This is a genomic window from Methanoregula sp. (assembly GCF_049686655.1).
Taxonomy (GTDB): Archaea; Halobacteriota; Methanomicrobia; order Methanomicrobiales; family Methanospirillaceae; genus Methanoregula.
Genome location: NZ_JBAVIG010000079.1, coordinates 31216 through 48005, shown reverse-complemented (window position 1 = coordinate 48005; position 16790 = coordinate 31216). Strand labels below are relative to the sequence as shown.

The following is a 16790-nucleotide window of genomic DNA, read 5'->3' as shown; positions in this document are numbered from 1 at the left end:
GGAGCAGAAATCTGGAATATCCCTCCTGATGGCAGAGGGGGCCCCTTATTTCCCAATGATTAACGCTGTCGCCCCCGAAGGGACGCTCCCCGGGCGGTTCAGGTCCAGATCGAGGCAAACGCCGAAGAATACAGTATCATGGTATTATCGGGGCCTGGCGATCACGATCCGGCTCCGTGGGTATCTTCCGGTACTCCAACCCGCGTGCCAGAAAGACCAGACCAACGGCCGGGAGTAAAATTGCCCCGTAGAAAAGACCAAAGAGCATTATCAGCACATCGGCCGGATTGAAGTTCATGAAATTGTCATGATACGGGGATGTCGGAGGCGGGACATAGGTAATCATGTACCAAAGCAGACCTATCAAAAAAGCAAGTCCGACAATCCCAATCGCTGATGATACTCTGATAATCGTAGCTGATATACTGCCACAGGTTTTTCCCCAGTAATTCAGGAAATATACAGCGCAGGCAGGCAGCGCCGCGTACGCGAGTATCGCTCCGATGATTGCGGATATCAGGGATCTTCTCGCCGGGTCTGAAGGTTCATAAAAAGTGTATATGACAAGCAGGATGCCAATGATACCCATCACAAAACAGAGAGGAAGCCCTTCCTGCCAGCGCAGGGATCGTTTCTTCATCCTCCTGACCAGAAGGACACTCCCGGCAAACGAGACGATCATGAGGACTGCATAGAAAAATGTGCCATTGAAAATATACATGAAGCCGGATTTTGGAAAAAAGAGCATCTTTGTTCCCAGAATCACATCGGCAAAAATTCCCGCTGCCAGGAAAATATACAGGCCAAAGAACACTGCCGAGATAAGGATAAACGGTGTGGAAAAATCGCGGCAATCTGTCAGGAGCTTTCCGTTCATATCCATTATAAACAAAGAGCGTTCCGTTAATTTAAATATTTTTTGAAATATTTTTTGCAACTAATAGTGTGTCGCTGGAAGAGATCTTCCCTGTGCCAGATCCGATCCCCATCCAGATTACTCATGAGCCTAGATCTGCTTCAGTTCGGTGATCTTCAAAATATCCGTGCGGGTCACGATCCCGACGATTTTGCCGTCTGCCACGATGGGAATCCTGCCGATATTGCGGGCCGACATGATCTTGAGGGCATCGATGACCGGAGCCGTGGGCGGGAGGGTGATCGGGTCCCGGGTCATGATGTCCCTGACCTGCATCGCTTCCCGGTCGATCGAGGAGGTGCGGTTGACATCCGCGAGTGTCACCATGCCGACAAGGGTATCCCGCTCGATCACCGGGAAGCCGAGGTGTTTGCTTGTATACATCATGCTGATCACCTGGCTCAGCGGGAGGGTTGGCGGCACGGTCGTGACCTGGGAGCTCATCATGGAACCAACCGTGACATCCTGCAGGAGGTGGCTGTATCTGACGGCACTCGATTCCATGTTTGCCCCTATGTAGATGAAGAGGGCGATCAGGATCAGGAACGGGGAGAAGGCAAAGAGCCCGATGATCCCAAAGAGAATTGCAAACCCCTTGCCGATATCCGCGGCGATCTGGGTGGCCCGGTGGAGGGGCATCCTTTTTGCAAGGAACGCCCGGAGCACCCTGCCGCCGTCCATGGGAAAAGCGGGGATCAGGTTGAAAGCACACAGGATGATGTTGAGCACGCCGAGGTACCCGAAGATGAAGACGAGTACCCCCGCCGTGCCCGGGTCCGCAGTCATTGACGGGACGGCGTAGACGAGCAGGCTGCACACGATCCCAAAGAAGAGGCTGGCGATCGGCCCGACCAGCGCCATCGGGAGTTCTGCCTTCGGATCGGGAACTCCCTCCTCCATAGTTGCGATACCGCCGAATATCATCAGCGTGATGTTGTTGATCGCGATCCCTTTGCTGCGGGCAACAAGCGAATGGGCGAGCTCGTGAACAAGCACGCCAAAGAAAAGACCCAATGCAACGATCGTCCCGAGCACGTAGGGCATAAACCCGGCAGTGACGACGGTAAGATCGATAGGGACCTGGTAGATCTCCCTGAGCATATCGATAGTCAGGGTGATCTGGCTGCCGATGATCCAGGCAAACAGGGGAATAACGATCAGGAATGTGTAGTGAATCAGGATCGGAATCCCAAATAAGCGCCCGATCCGAAAAGACCCGTCCATAACAAAGGATTATCTTTTTAACTCTTAAGTATATACTTTCATCTGATAACGATGGAAACCCAGATTACCGAGCTGTTCGGGCTTCAGATTTATACGGACAAGGGCATGTTTGTCGGCGAAGTCGAAGATGTTGTGATCGATGTGGACCAGAAGAAGATCGAGGCCCTTGTCGTCAGCAAGGTCAACGACGAGCTCTTTGAGCTCAAGAACTTCAAGGGTCTCAAGATCCCGTACCGAATCATCAGCGCAATCGACGATATTGTCCTTATCCGTCACCTGCCGGGCGCATTTACCGGTGGCAGCGGCGAAGACGAGTAACGATAGCCGAGAGAGAACAGCGGGAGACCCCTCAAATATTTTCTGACCTCCCGTATGGTACTTGTATGGAAAACCGGGAAATATTTTCAGCAATCACCGCAATTCCTCCCGTTTTTGTGCGACTTGACGGACGGGCCTTCCATCGTCTGGCAGATTGCCTTGGCCTTGAAAAGCCGTTCGATGAGTTCTTCCACAAGGCGATGGTGACGGCCTGCACGTCGCTTGTTGCCGAGAGCGGGCTCAACCCCGATCTCGCGTATACTTTCTCCGATGAGATCAGCCTCTATTTCTCAAAGCTCCCGTTCAGCGGGCGGGTGGAGAAGCTGGATTCGGTGGCCGCCTCGTTTGCAGCGAGCTCCTTCACGCTTGCCCTTGGCGGCACCACACTCGTCGCTTTCGATGCCCGGGTGATCCCGGCCACCCGTGAGTTTGCGCTGGAATACCTGACCAGCCGGCAGGCAGAGGCCTGGCGCAACCACATCAATGCCTATTGCCAGCAGGCCCTGATCGAGGAAGGGATGGATGCGAGAAAGGCAGCAGACCAGCTCAAAGGACTCCAATCCGGGGACCTCCACGAGATGATGCACGTGCGGGGGTTCAATCTCGCAACTACTCCCGCATGGCAGCGGCGGGGGACTCTTGTGTACAAGAAAATTACTGAGAAGGAAGGGTTTAACCCGATTACAAGGGAAGCGGTCATGGCAGAACGGAGCGCGGTCACGGCCGATACTGACCTGCCGTTGTTCACGAACCCGGAGGGGCAGGAATTTCTGAAGACGGTGCTGGGCGGGATTTGATTTTTCTGCCCCGTTGAAAACCCCGGTCCAAACAAATAGAATGAACCGGTCAATGTTGGCGAGAGTAATCTTACAAGAGATTTCCTTTTTCCGGCTCTGGAATGTCCGGGATTCATCATTTTCTACCAGTTAGGATCGTTAACTATCGGTATCCTGATCGTTGGAAAAATAACGAGTGGAGAACCTTATTTGGACCTCGTAGGCGGTGAATGATGTTCTGCCTGATCAGATCCGGGCAAGAACGGGGGATGAAACCGTGGAAAAAATGCCACGATTGATAAACACCTGTATCACGAGGTCTGCCGGTTCACGGCTTTCCCGACAAGAGCGAGCAGATCCTCCTGAATGAACGGTTTGATGATGATCCCGTAAGGTGCAACTTCCCTCATCCGTTCGAGCATGTGCTCCGAGGTATGGGCGGTGACAAAGATCAGGGGAACCGAAAACCGCTGCCGGATCTTCCGGGCAGTCTCGATCCCATCAAGCATACCAGCAAGCTTGATGTCCATCAGGATGAGATCTGGTTCCGGGGACTTTTCGAGCAACCGGAGCACCATCTCGCCGGAGTAAGCCGGGTCGAAGACATGATATCCCGCCGTTTTCAGTGTCTGGACCAGGTGGATAGCGATCAGGCCTTCATCTTCCACTACCAGAATGGTTTCCCCGGTCATGCGTAATCTTCCCTATTGTTCAGCCGGAAAATAAACTCAGTGCCTTTGACCGTCCTGACCTCGATCTCCGCCTTTAGCTGGTGGCGGGCAAGGAAGTTCACAGTTTGAGGCCGAGTGATTCGGTTGCCAGGGGATCGAACTCCGGGGGCAGCCCGCGACCATTATCGGCCACCGTGAGCACATACGTCCCGTTCTCGCGGACAAAAGAGACCCGGATCGTACAGGGTTCTCCCCATGCTGCCATGCAATCGAACGCCGGTGGGAATGCATGCTTGAACGAGTTGGTCACGCGTTGATGATCAGGCCGGCTGTGGAGGCCCGGGAAAGATCGAGGACTACTCCCAGGATATCGATATCAATCCGGATCTCCTGACTCTTTGCGTAAGAGCCGGCGATCTGGCCGATAAGGGTAGTGAGGTAGACGTTCATGTCCACGTTCGAGAATTTCCCTGTCCGGTAGAGGGTTTCATGAATCAGGGCCATGCTCCGGGCCCGGTTCTGGAGATCCTTCCGGAGCGCCCGGCCTTCTACGGTGTCCACGTAGGAGCCGTCGAGGCTCAGAAGCGAGATGAACGCGGTGAGATTATTCTTGACCCGGTGATGGATCTCTGAGAGAAGGACCTCTTTTTCTGCAAGAGCCTGGTTGAGATCCTGCTCTCTTTTGGAGAGCTCTTCGATATTCTGGCGGAGTTCTTCCTGTGTTGCTGTGAGCTCTTCGTTAAGACCGTTGAGATCTTCATTTTTCTGCATCAGTTCCGTTTCTACTCGTTTACGTGAGGTGATATCACGCATGTAGACGTCGACCCCTCCTCCCGGTTCTGGTGCATCTCAACCGCAGGTTGCGGTTCACGCACGATCGGGTTGTCCAGATAATCGATAGCCTGAGCAATTTGATTTGCTTCCGTATCCCGTCCTGATTCCATTGCGGGGGGTTGAAGGGTTATACCGGTTGGACCTGGGGGAGACATCCGTTGGAGCTCTGTCGAACCTGTACATCCGGCCATGAGGAGCATGCTGATGATCAAGATCATTAAAATTAGCGAGGATAAGTTACGCATTCTTCTGCTCTATTAGAAAACCTCATAATCGCTGACGCTCTTTTGGGCTTTGCCCCCGCCGCTATGGCATCCCCCAGTTGCGATGACGATGTATTATCTGCCATTTGGCTCGGGTCATCGCACTGCGCCCCATCCCCCGCGGGAGACTGGTGGCGCAAGAGGGGGGGGCATCGTCTCTTCGAAAAAAAATGATTTAAAAATGATTTCTACAGAGCACATTCTTCATCTTCTCCAGTTCGGCTTTGGCCGCAAACAATTCAATTTCTATTCCTGGAAGCCAAAATAAAAATGAGCGACCCGGCCGGACATTTCAGATTAATCTTTAGACAATGCCATTTTTCAGTTTGATTTTTCAACTTCCGGAGTTACAATTTTTTTGGTCTGCCGCGTTTTCGTTTAGAACCATGGGCAGATTCTGACTCATCGGTTTTGGCTTTGCGTGGTCTACCTATTGGTCTTTTCTCTTTTTGTCCGGGATTCTCATCAATTTTGACCTTGTGCCGCGGTCTGCCTCTTTTTCGTTTCTCATCTTCGGTAGTGGGTTTTAATTGTTTCTCATCAGGAATTACCTTGATTTTACCATCTGAAACGAACTTTAACAAAACCTTTTCAATCTCGTTGCTGATGGCACGATTTAATTTAGAAAAATCGCGTGGGGATATTTGGTACATGTTCTGAAAAAGGCTATTTGAATATAAATTATTTTGTAAATTTGGTCCGGATGCATCTGCGGCCGGTGACCAATATTTCACTTCGTTAAAATTCCCCGATCAACTGCAAATGCATCAGCATCTTTTTGTCTGCTTCGTGTTTTGGACAATATATCAGAGTCCCATCTTATCGTACATGATTCACAGCGGAAAGCTATCTCAATATCATAATCAAATCGCCGTCTGGAGTAATAGTGCATCTTTCTGAAATAATCTCATCTTTCCACGTACTCGCACTGCCAAAAACTGCCTTGATTTTCTCCCGGATTTGGATGATTTTCTCAACTATCGTATACAATACAGGATCCCTTGTCCCCAGGTTCATTGATTGGTGTAGGTCATTTCCAAGGTACACAAACAAAGACTGCAATATTAAAATCGATGAGAGGAGTGGGTGAGTGTTAACGCTGGATTATCCGTAGGCGGCCACGTATTTTCATGCCATACCATCGGCAGATTTTAACATTTCAACAAACGGGCAAGCAACAAACCTACCATTATTGTAAACGCAATCAAGGAGTAAATCTGATATGGTTTTTCTCAGTATAACACCATGCGGATGTATTGTTATGCAACATCCGTTTCTATATTCCGGGCAGGTAATCATTCACATCACATCCCTGTCATTATAAGTTCCCCGGCTTATCCTGGATGATTCGATTCACGGCTAAGTCTTAAATCAAAACCTAGGAGATTGAAGAAATTCTGGCATTATGCGTATTCCAATTATAAAAAAATACACGGTATTATGTGTATTTCTTTTTAAAAATACACAAGAAGCCCCAGCGTCCCATGCACAAGAGCAAGGCAGATAGCGATGATCGCACACCGCGGGTGCCAGGCAAACGGTATCGTGTGGATGCCCCTGCGGTTCAGGATGGCAATTGACGCCGTCAGGAAGAAGAGGAGGATGGTCACGACTCCGAGATACAGGATCAACGGTCTGCCAAAAATGAGGAAATACGTGATATTCTGGAGCATGGATCACTCCACAACCGTGATGGTCCCATGCATGAATGAGTAGATCATGCAGTCATAGTCATAGGTACCCGGGCGGCTGAACACCTGGCTGAAAGACTGGCCTGCCCCGAGGAGATAGGTGGACGTGGAGAACGCCTTGCTGGCAAACTCAATCCGGTGCGGGTGATCATCTCCGTTCACCCACCTGACGGTCGAACCTGCCTTCACAGTCAGGTTGGCCGGAGAGAAGGCATCATTCATTATGGTAATGGTATTGTCAGAGACCGGGATTGTGCTTTCGGAAGGGATCACGGTAGTTGTGGGAACAGAAGTAATTGACGCGGTAGGGATCGCAGAAGGCGTTGATACCGGGGTGCCTGCAGGAGACGTAGGAGATGACTGGGTGCACCCAGCGGTAATAATGAGGCACGAAATGAGGCACGCGGCGATGAATAAGAGCACGGGCATTTTTTTCATACCGTACTGTCTGCAGCCCGGGTAAAAAAAATGATCAGGGATCCCGGGTACGCGATGAGCGAAAACCGCTGCAGACCGCTGGCTTTATTCCCCGGATCAGGGAGCGCACACCTCAAAACCTGCGATTGTCTCAAGAAATTCCCCGATACGATACTGCTCCGCGAGCACAAACTCCCGGAAAACTTCATCGGGAAGGAGGCAGGCAAACTTCCAGCCCTCCCGGGGCGGCAGGGGAAGCAGGCGGCCAATCCCCACCCGATCCATTGCCTGCACGGCAAGCAGCTCCGATACCGCCTTCTCCCGGCCGTCCGTCTTTCCCAGGCCAGTGATCCGGATCACAAAATCGTTGTACCTGGCCCGGGCGTTGCCTCCCAGCCGTTTCTGGAGCAGGATTGCAAGAATACGGTTGAACCGGCATCCGTTCGGGGAGGAGATCTGGACTACCCGCCGGTCGTGTCTCCGCGACTCGATAATAACAAGACGCGCCTTCCCGCCACATTCAGGTATTTTTGCGAGAAGAGGTGAAAGGAGAGCCTGCTCCTCGTCCCTGAGCGGCAGGACAGACCCGCCCCGGTCACGGATCTGCTGGATCCGCCGGCAGACGAGGGACGAGAGGCTGCTCTCCCCGGCACTGGTCCAGAAGGTGCGGGCGGAGCTGGCACCGGAAGGCACGACCACGACAAGGTTATGTCCCTCGTCGCTCTTCACCATAGACCAGGTGCGGCCGCCAAGTGAGACCTCCTCTCCGGCCCGGGAGTTGACAAAACGTGCATCGAGCTTCCCTACCACTTCGCCATCAGGAGTGACCGCCCGGTACTCTCCTTCCCCGCTGATCACCGAGTAGAGATTTTTCCAGTTCGACCGGCCGAACATCCGCTCCGCTCCGGTCCCGGGCATCAGCATCTCCCCGTCGGTCGTTATGTAACCCTCCTGGATGAGGTGGGCGATCACCCGGTCCAGTGCCTGTCTGCTTATCCCGCGAAAGGCAGGCCGGGAGAGCAGGTTCTTGATCAGCGTTCCCCGGCCGGCCCGGGACGTGTGATGCAGGTACAGGAAGACCTGCTGCAGCAGGACGTTCCAGGGTTGTTCCGGCGGCCACAGGTCCTCGACTTCCCGGTCCATGGCACATTCGATGATCGCGACACTGCAGAGCAGCTCGCAGGGGTTTTTGAGTATCCAGGCAACGTACGCAGCCATGCCACGCCTCCCGCTCCGGCCCATCCGCTGGAGGAAAGAGGAAACAGAGTCCGGTGGGCCGACCTGCACCACCACGTCGAGGTCCCCAATATCGATCCCCAGTTCGAGCGTGCTCGTGCAGATAATACAGGCCCCGTCACCGGAGAGGAACGCATCCTCCGCGGATTTCCGGGTCGATGGCGAGAGCGAAGAGTGGTGGATGTGAAGGTTCCGGATCCGGCCCTCGAGAACCTGGGCCAGGTGCTCGGCAACGCTCCGGCTGTTGACAAAGACAAGTGACTTTTTACCGGCTACGATCCCTTCCAGCGCATCGATTCGCCGGTTTTCGTCAGGCTCGATGAGAAAACTGAACTGCTTCTCTTTTGGCGGTGCCGGGACCGCGACCAGCTCTGCTCCGTGACGTTTGTCAGAGAGCCAGGCCAGCACCTCCTCCGGGTTGCCGGTCGTTGCCGACAGTCCGATCCGCTGCACCTTCCGCCCGGTGATCCCATCCATCCGGTCAAGAAGGACCTTGAGCTGTACCCCGCGGTCAGTCTCCACGAACGCGTGAAGTTCATCGATAATGATCGAGCGGACATTCCTAAGATCGGCTAATACGGTCCGCTCCTGCAGGAGGACCTCGAGGGACTCCGGTGTGATCATCAGGAAATGCGGGGGCTCGCCTTCCTTCCAGGAACGATCCCCTTTCGGGACGTCACCGTGCCACTTCGTCACCGTGAGGGACGTGGGGGTGCAGAACTCAGCAAAACGCCCCTCCTGGTCGTTGATCAGCGCCTTGAGAGGCGAAAGGTAGAGGCAGGCGATCCCGCTCCTGCCATGTTTGAGGATATCATCCATCACTGGAATGAGGGCAGCTTCCGACTTCCCGCCAGCAGTGGGCGCGATCACCAGCACGTCATTACCGGAAGAGACCGCAGTGTAGGCCCGCTCCTGCACTTCGCGGAGATCGGTCCACTCGAGCCGCTGGGAAAGCACGCCCTGGAGTGACTCGTGCAGGGAGGAGAAGACGGACGACACGATACACAAGGTTTGTGCCCCGGGCATTATGGCCTTTCCCGTCAGGATCCGGTGGCCGGCCGCATCCTTCGGATAATTCCGGGGTAACCCTGCGGGATGCCCCCGTCATTCCCCGGGAGAAACTTTTTTTGTCCTGCGCACCGAGACATAACCATGGAACTCGCGCAACAGAAGTGCACAACCTACAAGCCCGGCTCCCCGCCGCTCACCCGGAAGGAGACGATCGAGCTCCTCGGGCAGGTACCGGGCTGGGCACTCCGGAACGGGCACATCGTCCGCACGTTCACTTTTCCCGACGCAGCCGCCTGCATGGAATTCTTTTCGGAGATCACCGGTCTCGCAACCGACGAAGGCCACTTCCCGGACCTCTGTATGAAAGAATCCCGGTTCGTCGAGATCTCATTCTATACCTATCCCGCCGGCGGCCTCACCATGAATGACTTTATCATGGCAGCAAAACTCAACGGAATGGGAGACCGCCCGTAATTTTCTTTTTAAAAAATACCAAAACGATCGTAAAATGATGACGGAGTACGGGAACCTCCTTGATAATTATTTCAGAGTTCACCAAGGCCTTTCCAGTAATCGTACTCGTGCTTCCAGGGTTCCTTGTTAAACGAGACGAGGCGCTTGAAATATTCCTTCCGCTCGTGGTGGATTTTTTCCTGATCTGAGTCCTTCCACTGCGTCTTTATGGCCCCGGCCAGTTTTTTGCCAAGCTCCTTTGCCTGCTTCTCCCCAACAACAATCGCATTCGGGTCGGCACCCACGAGCACGCCCACCCGGCCGACCGTGGTCGCACCGAAGCTTAAGAGCGCACTGTTCATATAATCCGCCACCTTGTCGGCCAGCGAACCGCCGGCGGTGCAGACCGCACAGCCGTACTTGCCGGCAAACTGCTGGCAGTGGACCGTATCCGCCATCCGGTCGAACAGCGTCTTGAGCTGGCCGGTGACCTGGTTGATGTAATTTGGCGACCCGAACACGATCCCGTCTGCGTCCATCATCTTCTCAAAGAGCGCGGGGAAGTCGTCATCATGGATGCACTCGCCCTTCGCATAGCATGCACCGCAGGCGGTACAGTAATGGATATCGAGGCCGCAGATGTCGATGAAGGTCACGTCCGCTCCTGCCTGCCGTGCGCCTTCGAGCACGCCGGCTACGAGCCGCCGGGTCTGGCTCTTCTCACCCTTCGGGCTTGCATTGATACCGATAATCTTCATACGGTTCACCATGTAGTGGTGCATCCGGGGAACCATAAAGCAGTACGATTATGTTTCCCCTGAGGGCATCCCCCGCATGATCGGCCATCCGCACCGGGACACGGCACGACCGGACCTGCGGGGCCTGGAGTCTACCGTTCCGGAACGTTCAAGCCGGGGACGGGTGTTCACGCTCAGGAAAGCTTCTGGGAGTAACCGGAAAAAGGGGCTGGTGTTAATCCCAGTAATTTTTCACGAACAATTTTGATTTCCGGACTTTGGGGGTGAAATGTTTCAGCGCGAGCGGCACGATCAGGATCGTCACGATGATATTCCCTATCAGCCATGTGCCAAAGATACTACCGGTGTTCACCGTCTGGGCAAGCGCCAGCGTCCAGGTACCCCATGCAGCCCCTACGAGGTTGTTGACGATCACACCAAAGATGAGCACATAGGTCAGGTCACGGGGATTCTCCATAGCGAGATCTACATCGAAACTCCTGACTGCCACAAGAGGGATGAGGACCTGGAGGAGTCCGGCAACTGCCCACAGGATCGCGATCTCCGGGTGCTGGGAAAAACTGTCGGCCGCCAGCAGGCCGGCGCCGACGAGCGTCCCGACATAGGCCGCGATCGCGCCATACGCGCCAAACCAGAGCGTGAAGAGGATCATGAATGCAACCGCGATAAAGAGCGGGGAGACGGGGCCGCCTGCGGCTGCCGGGATTAATTTCACTGAGATCAATGCAAGGAATGTATCGACAACGATCAGGATGAGCGTGAGAATAACAAAGGAATACGTGGGTTCCTGGACATTTTTCATGTATTCACCTTTATTCCTTATTGTGCGTGTATATAAATAGCATTTATTCCGGAAAGCGAGTAGCGGGAGGTGAGTTGCTCTGGCTGCACGCCTTCTGCAATATGCATAATTTTTTATGAGCGCGTGGCGGCACCTAACAGTAGGAGTACTGGCAATACCATGAATTCCCGAAAGGATCCGGAACCCGCAGCCCCGCCCCTCTCGCGGGAAGAGCGGGAGCTGCTGGAGAAAGCATCTATTGTCATGCAGGAACGGCGGGACACCGGGCTCGATGGATTGGTTGGAGGCCTGGACTCGGTTATCCTTGCCACCGGGACGGACAGGCTGGTACCGGCAGTCTTCGAATTGCTGCGGTATACCGGGCTCACCATTACGGAGGCGTTCTTCGATACCGAATCAGAGAGCTATGTGCTTGGCCTGCCGGGTTCGGCATCACTGATTGTCCGTTCCCGTGAGGGAACCGGGAACCCGTTTTATGGCGCGAACAAAGGCCGGCTGACCGGCTCCCTGCCGAATACCCGGCTCGAAACTTTTGTCTTTACTACACCTGACCTTCTGCAGTACATCGAGATCCAGAAAGGAAGGGGCGTCAGGTTCCTCACGGACAGCCCGCTCGAATCGGCGTCCTGCTCCTTCATCCAGACCACCCCCTCCCCGTTCACGGGAAATTCCCTTGGGTTTATCGAGTGGAAAACCGGCAAAAAGTCCTATGTTCCCCGCGGGGGGACAGCAATCTCTCCTGATCTCGCAAAGCCCGCATCCACCCATCTCGGGAATATCGGCGTGCTCGACCATGCCGCGACCCGGGTCCGGGCACAGGACCGGCTCGCCGCGATCCTCGAGTTCGTCAGTCTCACGAACCATCACTACGATTTCGGAGTGTATGTCCGATCCCTCAACTCAATCACGAGCGTGGCGAGACGGGAGAAGGAGGACTTTGCCATGGTATTCACCTCCGGGATTATGCCATTTTCCGGCGATGGCGAATCGGGGCCGACCGAGAAGTTCATACAGAACTATGGCACCCGGGTCCACCACATGGCATTCCGGACAGAGCGGATTGAATCTACTGTCAACAGCCTGGCAAAGGACGGCATGGAATTCCTGCTCGACATCGTGGGTTCCAAAGAGGAGGGACTGAAACAGATATTCTCCGAGCCTTCTCGCAACACCCTGATCGTCAACGAGTATATCCACCGGTACGGGGATTTTGACGGGTTCTTCACCAGGTCTAACGTGGAGAAACTGACCGAAGCAACCGGGAAACAGTAAACACCGGGCGGTACGGTCTCTTCATTTGAAAAATCTCTTTTAAAAATCTCTTTTTAACTGAAGCCCTGGACCAGTGTGACAGGCGCGTGTGACAGAAAAAAGGGTACTGCCGGTTATTCCGGCTGGGCATTCATTGACGGAGGGATCAGGCGACTGATTACGTACTCCGGGATCTGGTTTGAGGTCCTGACCGTCATGTCGAAATTCGCGTTGTCACCGGTTGAGCCCTGGTAGGTGAGGGTGATCTGGAAATCCGTGTCAAGGACGGGCAAACCAATCACGGTGATCTGGGCGTGCCGGGGACTAAGGACCTTTTGCTGACCGACTGTCAGGTTATCCTTGGTTCCATCGACATCGGCAATCAGCTCATTGTTAAACGAGGTGACGAGGATATGGCTGTTCCCGATCGTGACGGGCTGGCCGTCCGGCAGGGTGACGTGGTAGGTGGTGGTGTAAGGAAATTCCGTTCCCGCCTTTGAGTCAAGGACTGCGATGGTCAGGGTGAAGACTGCAAGCACGGCAATGACAACAACCAGTACAATGATCCCGACCAGGACCCTGGTCCCGGTACTCCAGCCCCCCTTTGATGCAGGGGTTTTTGTAACATCCGCCATAGTTCTTCTCTTGTACAAGAGTCTGGTAATCTTATATGGATTGTGGAATTATTGTGCCGGAATGGAATTTTTGCCGGAGCCTCCGGGATCTTCGGTACGAGAAGGCGTTATGTGCCGGAGATAATCGGTCGGGTATCATTCATTACCTGAGGACCCTTACCGGGAAACTTATCGAAGAATTTTTGATGACCTTTCCTGCTCGCAGCCGGAAATGTTCGCAGAACCTCAAAAGGAAGAAAGGAGGCGCAGCCAACCTTCGATTTCTTTTGACCTCTCGGAACTCGCTGAAGTCCTGATGAATCCCTCTCCGGTTCGCTCTTCCCTTCCGGAACAGCAGATCAACAATAAAACAATAATCCCCCCCGGCCCATTGTTATAGGATTTTCAATGCGCATACCCATCCAGTCAGTCACACCGGACTGCGGCCAGGCAGAAGTCTGCGGCTGGGTCCACGAGGTCAGGGACCTCGGCGGCCTCGCCTTCATGCTCATCCGCGACCGGACCGGCATCATCCAGGTGACCATCCCGAAGAAGAAAGTATCGGAAGCGGTCCTTGCCGCAGTCAAGGCCGTCTCCCGCGAATCGGTAGTCCGGGTCACCGGCCCGGTCAAGGCGATCGACAAGGCCCCGGGCGGCCGCGAACTCGTGCCCGAGACGCTCGAGATCATCAGCCTTGCCGAGACCCCGCTCCCGCTCGATGTCTCCGAGAAGGTCCTGGCCGAGATGGACACCCGGCTCGACTCACGGTTCCTCGATGTGCGGAGGCCCCGCGTTGCCGCCGTCTTCGAGATCCGCAGCGCCGCGCTCCACGCGATCAACCAGTACTTCCACGATGCCGGGTTCACCAATATCACCACCCCGAAGATCGTGGCCGCAGCCACCGAAGGCGGCACCGAACTTTTCCCGATTGCTTACTTTGACAAGGAGGCGTTCCTCAACCAGAGCCCGCAGCTCTACAAGCAGATGATGATGTCTGCCGGTTGCGAGAAGGTATACGAGATCGGGCCGATCTTCCGGGCCGAGGAGCACAATACCACCAAGCACCTCAACGAGGCAACAAGTATCGATATCGAGGTCTCGTTTGCCGACCACATTGAGGTCATGCGCATCCTCGAAGATTTGATCGTTAAAACCTACGCGTACGTGGACCAGAAATGCTCCGCACAGCTTGCGAACCTCGAGATTGCCGAGTTCGTCCTGCCAAAGGCCCCGTTCCCCCGGCTGCCGTACGCTGAGGCGATCGAGATCGCAAAGAAGAGAATCGAGGATCCGATCAAGTACGGCGACGACATCAGCCCAGCAGCCGAGCGGGCGATCGGTGCCGAGATGGGCGGCCACTACTTCATTGTGGACTGGCCAAGCGAGATCCGGCCCTACTATGCAATGCAGTACGAGAACGATCCCTCGATCTGCAAGGCATTCGACCTGATGCACCCGCGGATGGAACTTTCGAGCGGGGCCCAGCGGGAGCACCGCTACGACAGGCTTGTGAAGCAGATCGCACAGAAAGGCCTCAATCCTGAGAGTTTCGACTTCTACCTCCGCCCGTTCCGCTACGGCATGCCGCCGCACGCGGGCTGGGGCCTCGGGGCAGAACGTCTTGTCATGACCATGCTCGGGCTCGGGAATGTCCGGGAAGCAGTCCTCTTCCCCCGTGACATGCACCGGCTGGTACCCTGACCACGAACTATTTTTGCCTGAGAAACAATCGATCTGTAACGAAAAAGGCCGGGATCTCCCATGTCCAAAGCATATTTTATCAACAAGGTACTGGCTACAACGGTCGTAGGCAGTTATCCCGTTGTCAAAGGCGGTGGCCTGCGGAGCTTCTTTGATCCGCTCCATTCCGCGGTCGAGACTGCGGTCGCCGACCAGATCGGGGCCGGCATCGATATCATCTCTGACGGCCAGGTCAGGGGGGACATGATCACTGCGTTTACATCGAAACTGCCGGGTGTCCGCGACCAGGACGTAATCGGCAAGATCCAGCCTGCGAGCGGTGCGATCACGGTGGCCGATACAAAGTATGCCCTTTCGAAGTTCCCTAAGGTGAAGGGAATCATCACCGGCCCCTCCACGCTCGCCCACGGGCTACACATCAGCACCCCGATGTACAGAAACAAGGAGGAACTCGCGCTCGATCTCGTTGCGGCCCTCATCGTTGAGGCACGAAGTCTTGAGGCGGCTGGTGTGACCCTGCTCCAGATCGACGAGCCGATCCTCTCGACCGGTATCGCCGACCTGGCGATCGGAAAGCAGGCGGTAGAGATGATCGCTTCTGCAACCCATATTCCAACCTGCATGCATGTCTGCGGGAACATTGCGAACGTAATCGACGAGATCCTGAAGTACAACGTCAGCGTACTCGATTTTGAGTTCTCGAACAACCAGGCAAACCTCGACATCATCTCGCGCCGGGACCTGACCGGGAAGATGCTCGGGTACGGGTGCGTGGACTCGTCTGTTGAGGATATCGAGACCGTGCCGGAGATCCGGAAGCGGATCGAGAAGGCAGTAGAATATTTCGATCCGAAGATCCTCCTGATCGACCCGGACTGCGGTATGCGGATGCGGAGCCGGGAGTCTGCCTACTGGAAGCTCAAGAATATGTGCGATGCTGCTAAGGAAGTACGGATTGCGTTGTGAGTTTTTCCAAAAAATTTTAATAAAAAAATTTTGCCGCAGGTGCTTTAAAAATCAAAAATTTTAGTTTTTCATTATTTTTCACTATTTTTCCGGATTTCTACGTTTTGAAACCGGCCGGATGGTTCTTCATATATTATTCATAAAAATATATATGCTTTTTAGTATGAGAGAGAGAACGCCAGTAAACTATCTGGTAAGATACCTAAAAGTAACCGGCCAATCCAAAAAAATTATACCACTCTTGACGTTGTCGATGCCTCGATGCCCTTGTCCGTAATAATAAAAGGCAGCAGGCGTTGCGGTGCAGCCGCATCCTTGATCTTATGTACCGCAAGCGTCCGTTCGATCTCGGACTGCTGGATCGTGGTATTATACTCGATTACCACATCCGCCGCCCGCATCAGCTTGGTCATCTCCATAGGAGTATGGATACCGGTATAGACGATGAACATCAGGTTTGCCCCGCGTTTCTTCATCTCTTCCCGGGCCAGACGCAGGAACTTGAGGGCCCCGTCGATGCCATACTTCACAACAATGGCAGAGAGCGAGTCCACAACGATCCTGCTGCCAGCCATCTGGGTCAGGTACATCTCGGGGTGCATCTCAGAAGCATCAATCATCCCGACATCGACATCCCCGTCATTCATGAAGTAGGTGCCTTCTTCCCCGCCTTCCGCTTTCCAGAACTGCACGGCTGCGAGGTCGACTCCTGCAAGCGGCGTACCGTAGATCATGACGAGGGTTCCCTCGGGAAACCCACCGTCAAGTAACAGGTTGAGGCCTACGATACCGGTTGTCCGCTTTTTGGTCCTCCCGCTGATCGGGATGTCCTGGATCCGGCTTTTTGAGTCAGTCGGAGCTACCATCAGGTACGCACTTGAGAATATT

Annotated in this window: 19 protein-coding genes; 6 read left to right on the top strand and 13 right to left on the bottom strand. The window is 54.4% G+C overall.

Annotated elements, in window-relative coordinates; all coding sequences use genetic code 11:
* Nucleotides 1–136: 136 nt before the first annotated feature.
* Both WBL42_RS11840 and WBL42_RS11835 read right to left on the bottom strand, forming a co-directional pair.
* Nucleotides 137–883: a hypothetical protein gene (locus tag WBL42_RS11840; RefSeq protein ID WP_424721490.1), complete on the bottom strand. Its 747-nt coding sequence runs from the start codon at nucleotides 881–883 to the stop codon at nucleotides 137–139.
* Between the two features lie 123 nt (nucleotides 884–1006).
* A complete protein-coding gene (locus WBL42_RS11835; protein ID WP_424721489.1) occupies nucleotides 1007–2140 on the bottom strand; it encodes a CBS domain-containing protein in 1134 nt (377 codons plus the stop codon).
* A gap of 51 nt (nucleotides 2141–2191) precedes the next feature.
* On the opposite strand from WBL42_RS11835, the gene WBL42_RS11830 reads away from it, so the two are divergent.
* Both WBL42_RS11830 and WBL42_RS11825 read left to right on the top strand, forming a co-directional pair.
* Nucleotides 2192–2458 carry a PRC-barrel domain-containing protein gene (locus WBL42_RS11830; RefSeq protein ID WP_424721488.1) on the top strand — a complete coding sequence of 89 codons (267 nt, stop codon included), beginning with the start codon at nucleotides 2192–2194 and terminating at the stop codon, nucleotides 2456–2458.
* 65 nt (nucleotides 2459–2523) lie between these two features.
* A complete protein-coding gene (locus tag WBL42_RS11825; protein WP_424721487.1) occupies nucleotides 2524–3255 on the top strand; it encodes a tRNA(His) guanylyltransferase Thg1 family protein in 732 nt (243 codons plus the stop codon).
* A 290-nt stretch (nucleotides 3256–3545) separates the two neighbouring features.
* On the opposite strand, the gene WBL42_RS11820 is transcribed toward WBL42_RS11825, so the two are convergent.
* The 7 genes from WBL42_RS11820 to WBL42_RS11790 all read right to left on the bottom strand — a co-directional run bounded on the left by WBL42_RS11820 (nucleotide 3546) and on the right by WBL42_RS11790 (nucleotide 9372).
* On the bottom strand, nucleotides 3546–3926 hold the full coding sequence (locus WBL42_RS11820) for a response regulator (RefSeq protein ID WP_424721486.1): 381 nt from the start codon (nucleotides 3924–3926) through the stop codon (nucleotides 3546–3548).
* Between the two features lie 97 nt (nucleotides 3927–4023).
* On the bottom strand, nucleotides 4024–4170 hold the full coding sequence (locus WBL42_RS11815) for a hypothetical protein (RefSeq protein WP_424721485.1): 147 nt from the start codon (nucleotides 4168–4170) through the stop codon (nucleotides 4024–4026).
* Between the two features lie 41 nt (nucleotides 4171–4211).
* Nucleotides 4212–4718 carry a sensor histidine kinase gene (locus WBL42_RS11810; protein WP_424721484.1) on the bottom strand — a complete coding sequence of 169 codons (507 nt, stop codon included), beginning with the start codon at nucleotides 4716–4718 and terminating at the stop codon, nucleotides 4212–4214.
* Between the two features lie 631 nt (nucleotides 4719–5349).
* Entirely contained in the window at nucleotides 5350–5655 is a 306-nt protein-coding gene (locus WBL42_RS11805) for a hypothetical protein (RefSeq protein WP_424721483.1), read from the bottom strand.
* An 801-nt stretch (nucleotides 5656–6456) separates the two neighbouring features.
* Nucleotides 6457–6675, bottom strand: coding sequence for a hypothetical protein (locus WBL42_RS11800; RefSeq protein WP_424721482.1), 219 nt, complete (start codon nucleotides 6673–6675; stop codon nucleotides 6457–6459).
* Between the two features lie 3 nt (nucleotides 6676–6678).
* Nucleotides 6679–7131, bottom strand: coding sequence for a plastocyanin/azurin family copper-binding protein (locus tag WBL42_RS11795; protein ID WP_424721481.1), 453 nt, complete (start codon nucleotides 7129–7131; stop codon nucleotides 6679–6681).
* 96 nt (nucleotides 7132–7227) lie between these two features.
* Nucleotides 7228–9372 carry a DEAD/DEAH box helicase gene (locus tag WBL42_RS11790; protein ID WP_424721480.1) on the bottom strand — a complete coding sequence of 715 codons (2145 nt, stop codon included), beginning with the start codon at nucleotides 9370–9372 and terminating at the stop codon, nucleotides 7228–7230.
* A 126-nt stretch (nucleotides 9373–9498) separates the two neighbouring features.
* Here WBL42_RS11790 and WBL42_RS11785 point away from each other — a divergent pair, with 126 nt between their 5' ends.
* Nucleotides 9499–9831, top strand: coding sequence for a 4a-hydroxytetrahydrobiopterin dehydratase (locus WBL42_RS11785; protein ID WP_424721479.1), 333 nt, complete (start codon nucleotides 9499–9501; stop codon nucleotides 9829–9831).
* Nucleotides 9832–9902: 71 nt separating this feature from the next.
* Here WBL42_RS11785 and WBL42_RS11780 read toward each other — a convergent pair whose 3' ends face one another.
* Nucleotides 9903–10568: a flavodoxin family protein gene (locus WBL42_RS11780; protein WP_424721478.1), complete on the bottom strand. Its 666-nt coding sequence runs from the start codon at nucleotides 10566–10568 to the stop codon at nucleotides 9903–9905.
* 214 nt (nucleotides 10569–10782) lie between these two features.
* Nucleotides 10783–11370 carry a hypothetical protein gene (locus WBL42_RS11775; protein ID WP_424721477.1) on the bottom strand — a complete coding sequence of 196 codons (588 nt, stop codon included), beginning with the start codon at nucleotides 11368–11370 and terminating at the stop codon, nucleotides 10783–10785.
* Between the two features lie 159 nt (nucleotides 11371–11529).
* Between WBL42_RS11775 and WBL42_RS11770 the strand changes: the two genes are divergently transcribed.
* On the top strand, nucleotides 11530–12642 hold the full coding sequence (locus WBL42_RS11770; RefSeq protein WP_424721476.1) for a hypothetical protein: 1113 nt from the start codon (nucleotides 11530–11532) through the stop codon (nucleotides 12640–12642).
* 113 nt (nucleotides 12643–12755) lie between these two features.
* Here the strand turns inward: WBL42_RS11770 and WBL42_RS11765 are convergent, their stop codons facing one another.
* On the bottom strand, nucleotides 12756–13256 hold the full coding sequence (locus tag WBL42_RS11765) for a hypothetical protein (protein WP_424721475.1): 501 nt from the start codon (nucleotides 13254–13256) through the stop codon (nucleotides 12756–12758).
* A gap of 387 nt (nucleotides 13257–13643) precedes the next feature.
* Here WBL42_RS11765 and aspS point away from each other — a divergent pair, with 387 nt between their 5' ends.
* Together aspS and WBL42_RS11755 are read left to right on the top strand one after the other, a co-directional pair.
* Nucleotides 13644–14936: an aspartate--tRNA(Asn) ligase gene (aspS, locus tag WBL42_RS11760; RefSeq protein ID WP_424721474.1), complete on the top strand. Its 1293-nt coding sequence runs from the start codon at nucleotides 13644–13646 to the stop codon at nucleotides 14934–14936.
* 60 nt (nucleotides 14937–14996) lie between these two features.
* Nucleotides 14997–15902: a methionine synthase gene (locus tag WBL42_RS11755; protein ID WP_424721473.1), complete on the top strand. Its 906-nt coding sequence runs from the start codon at nucleotides 14997–14999 to the stop codon at nucleotides 15900–15902.
* 230 nt (nucleotides 15903–16132) lie between these two features.
* On the opposite strand, the gene WBL42_RS11750 is transcribed toward WBL42_RS11755, so the two are convergent.
* Nucleotides 16133–16768 (bottom strand): RAD55 family ATPase, encoded by a 636-nt coding sequence (locus tag WBL42_RS11750; RefSeq protein WP_424721472.1) that lies wholly within the window; start codon nucleotides 16766–16768, stop codon nucleotides 16133–16135.
* Nucleotides 16769–16790 lie beyond the last annotated feature (22 nt).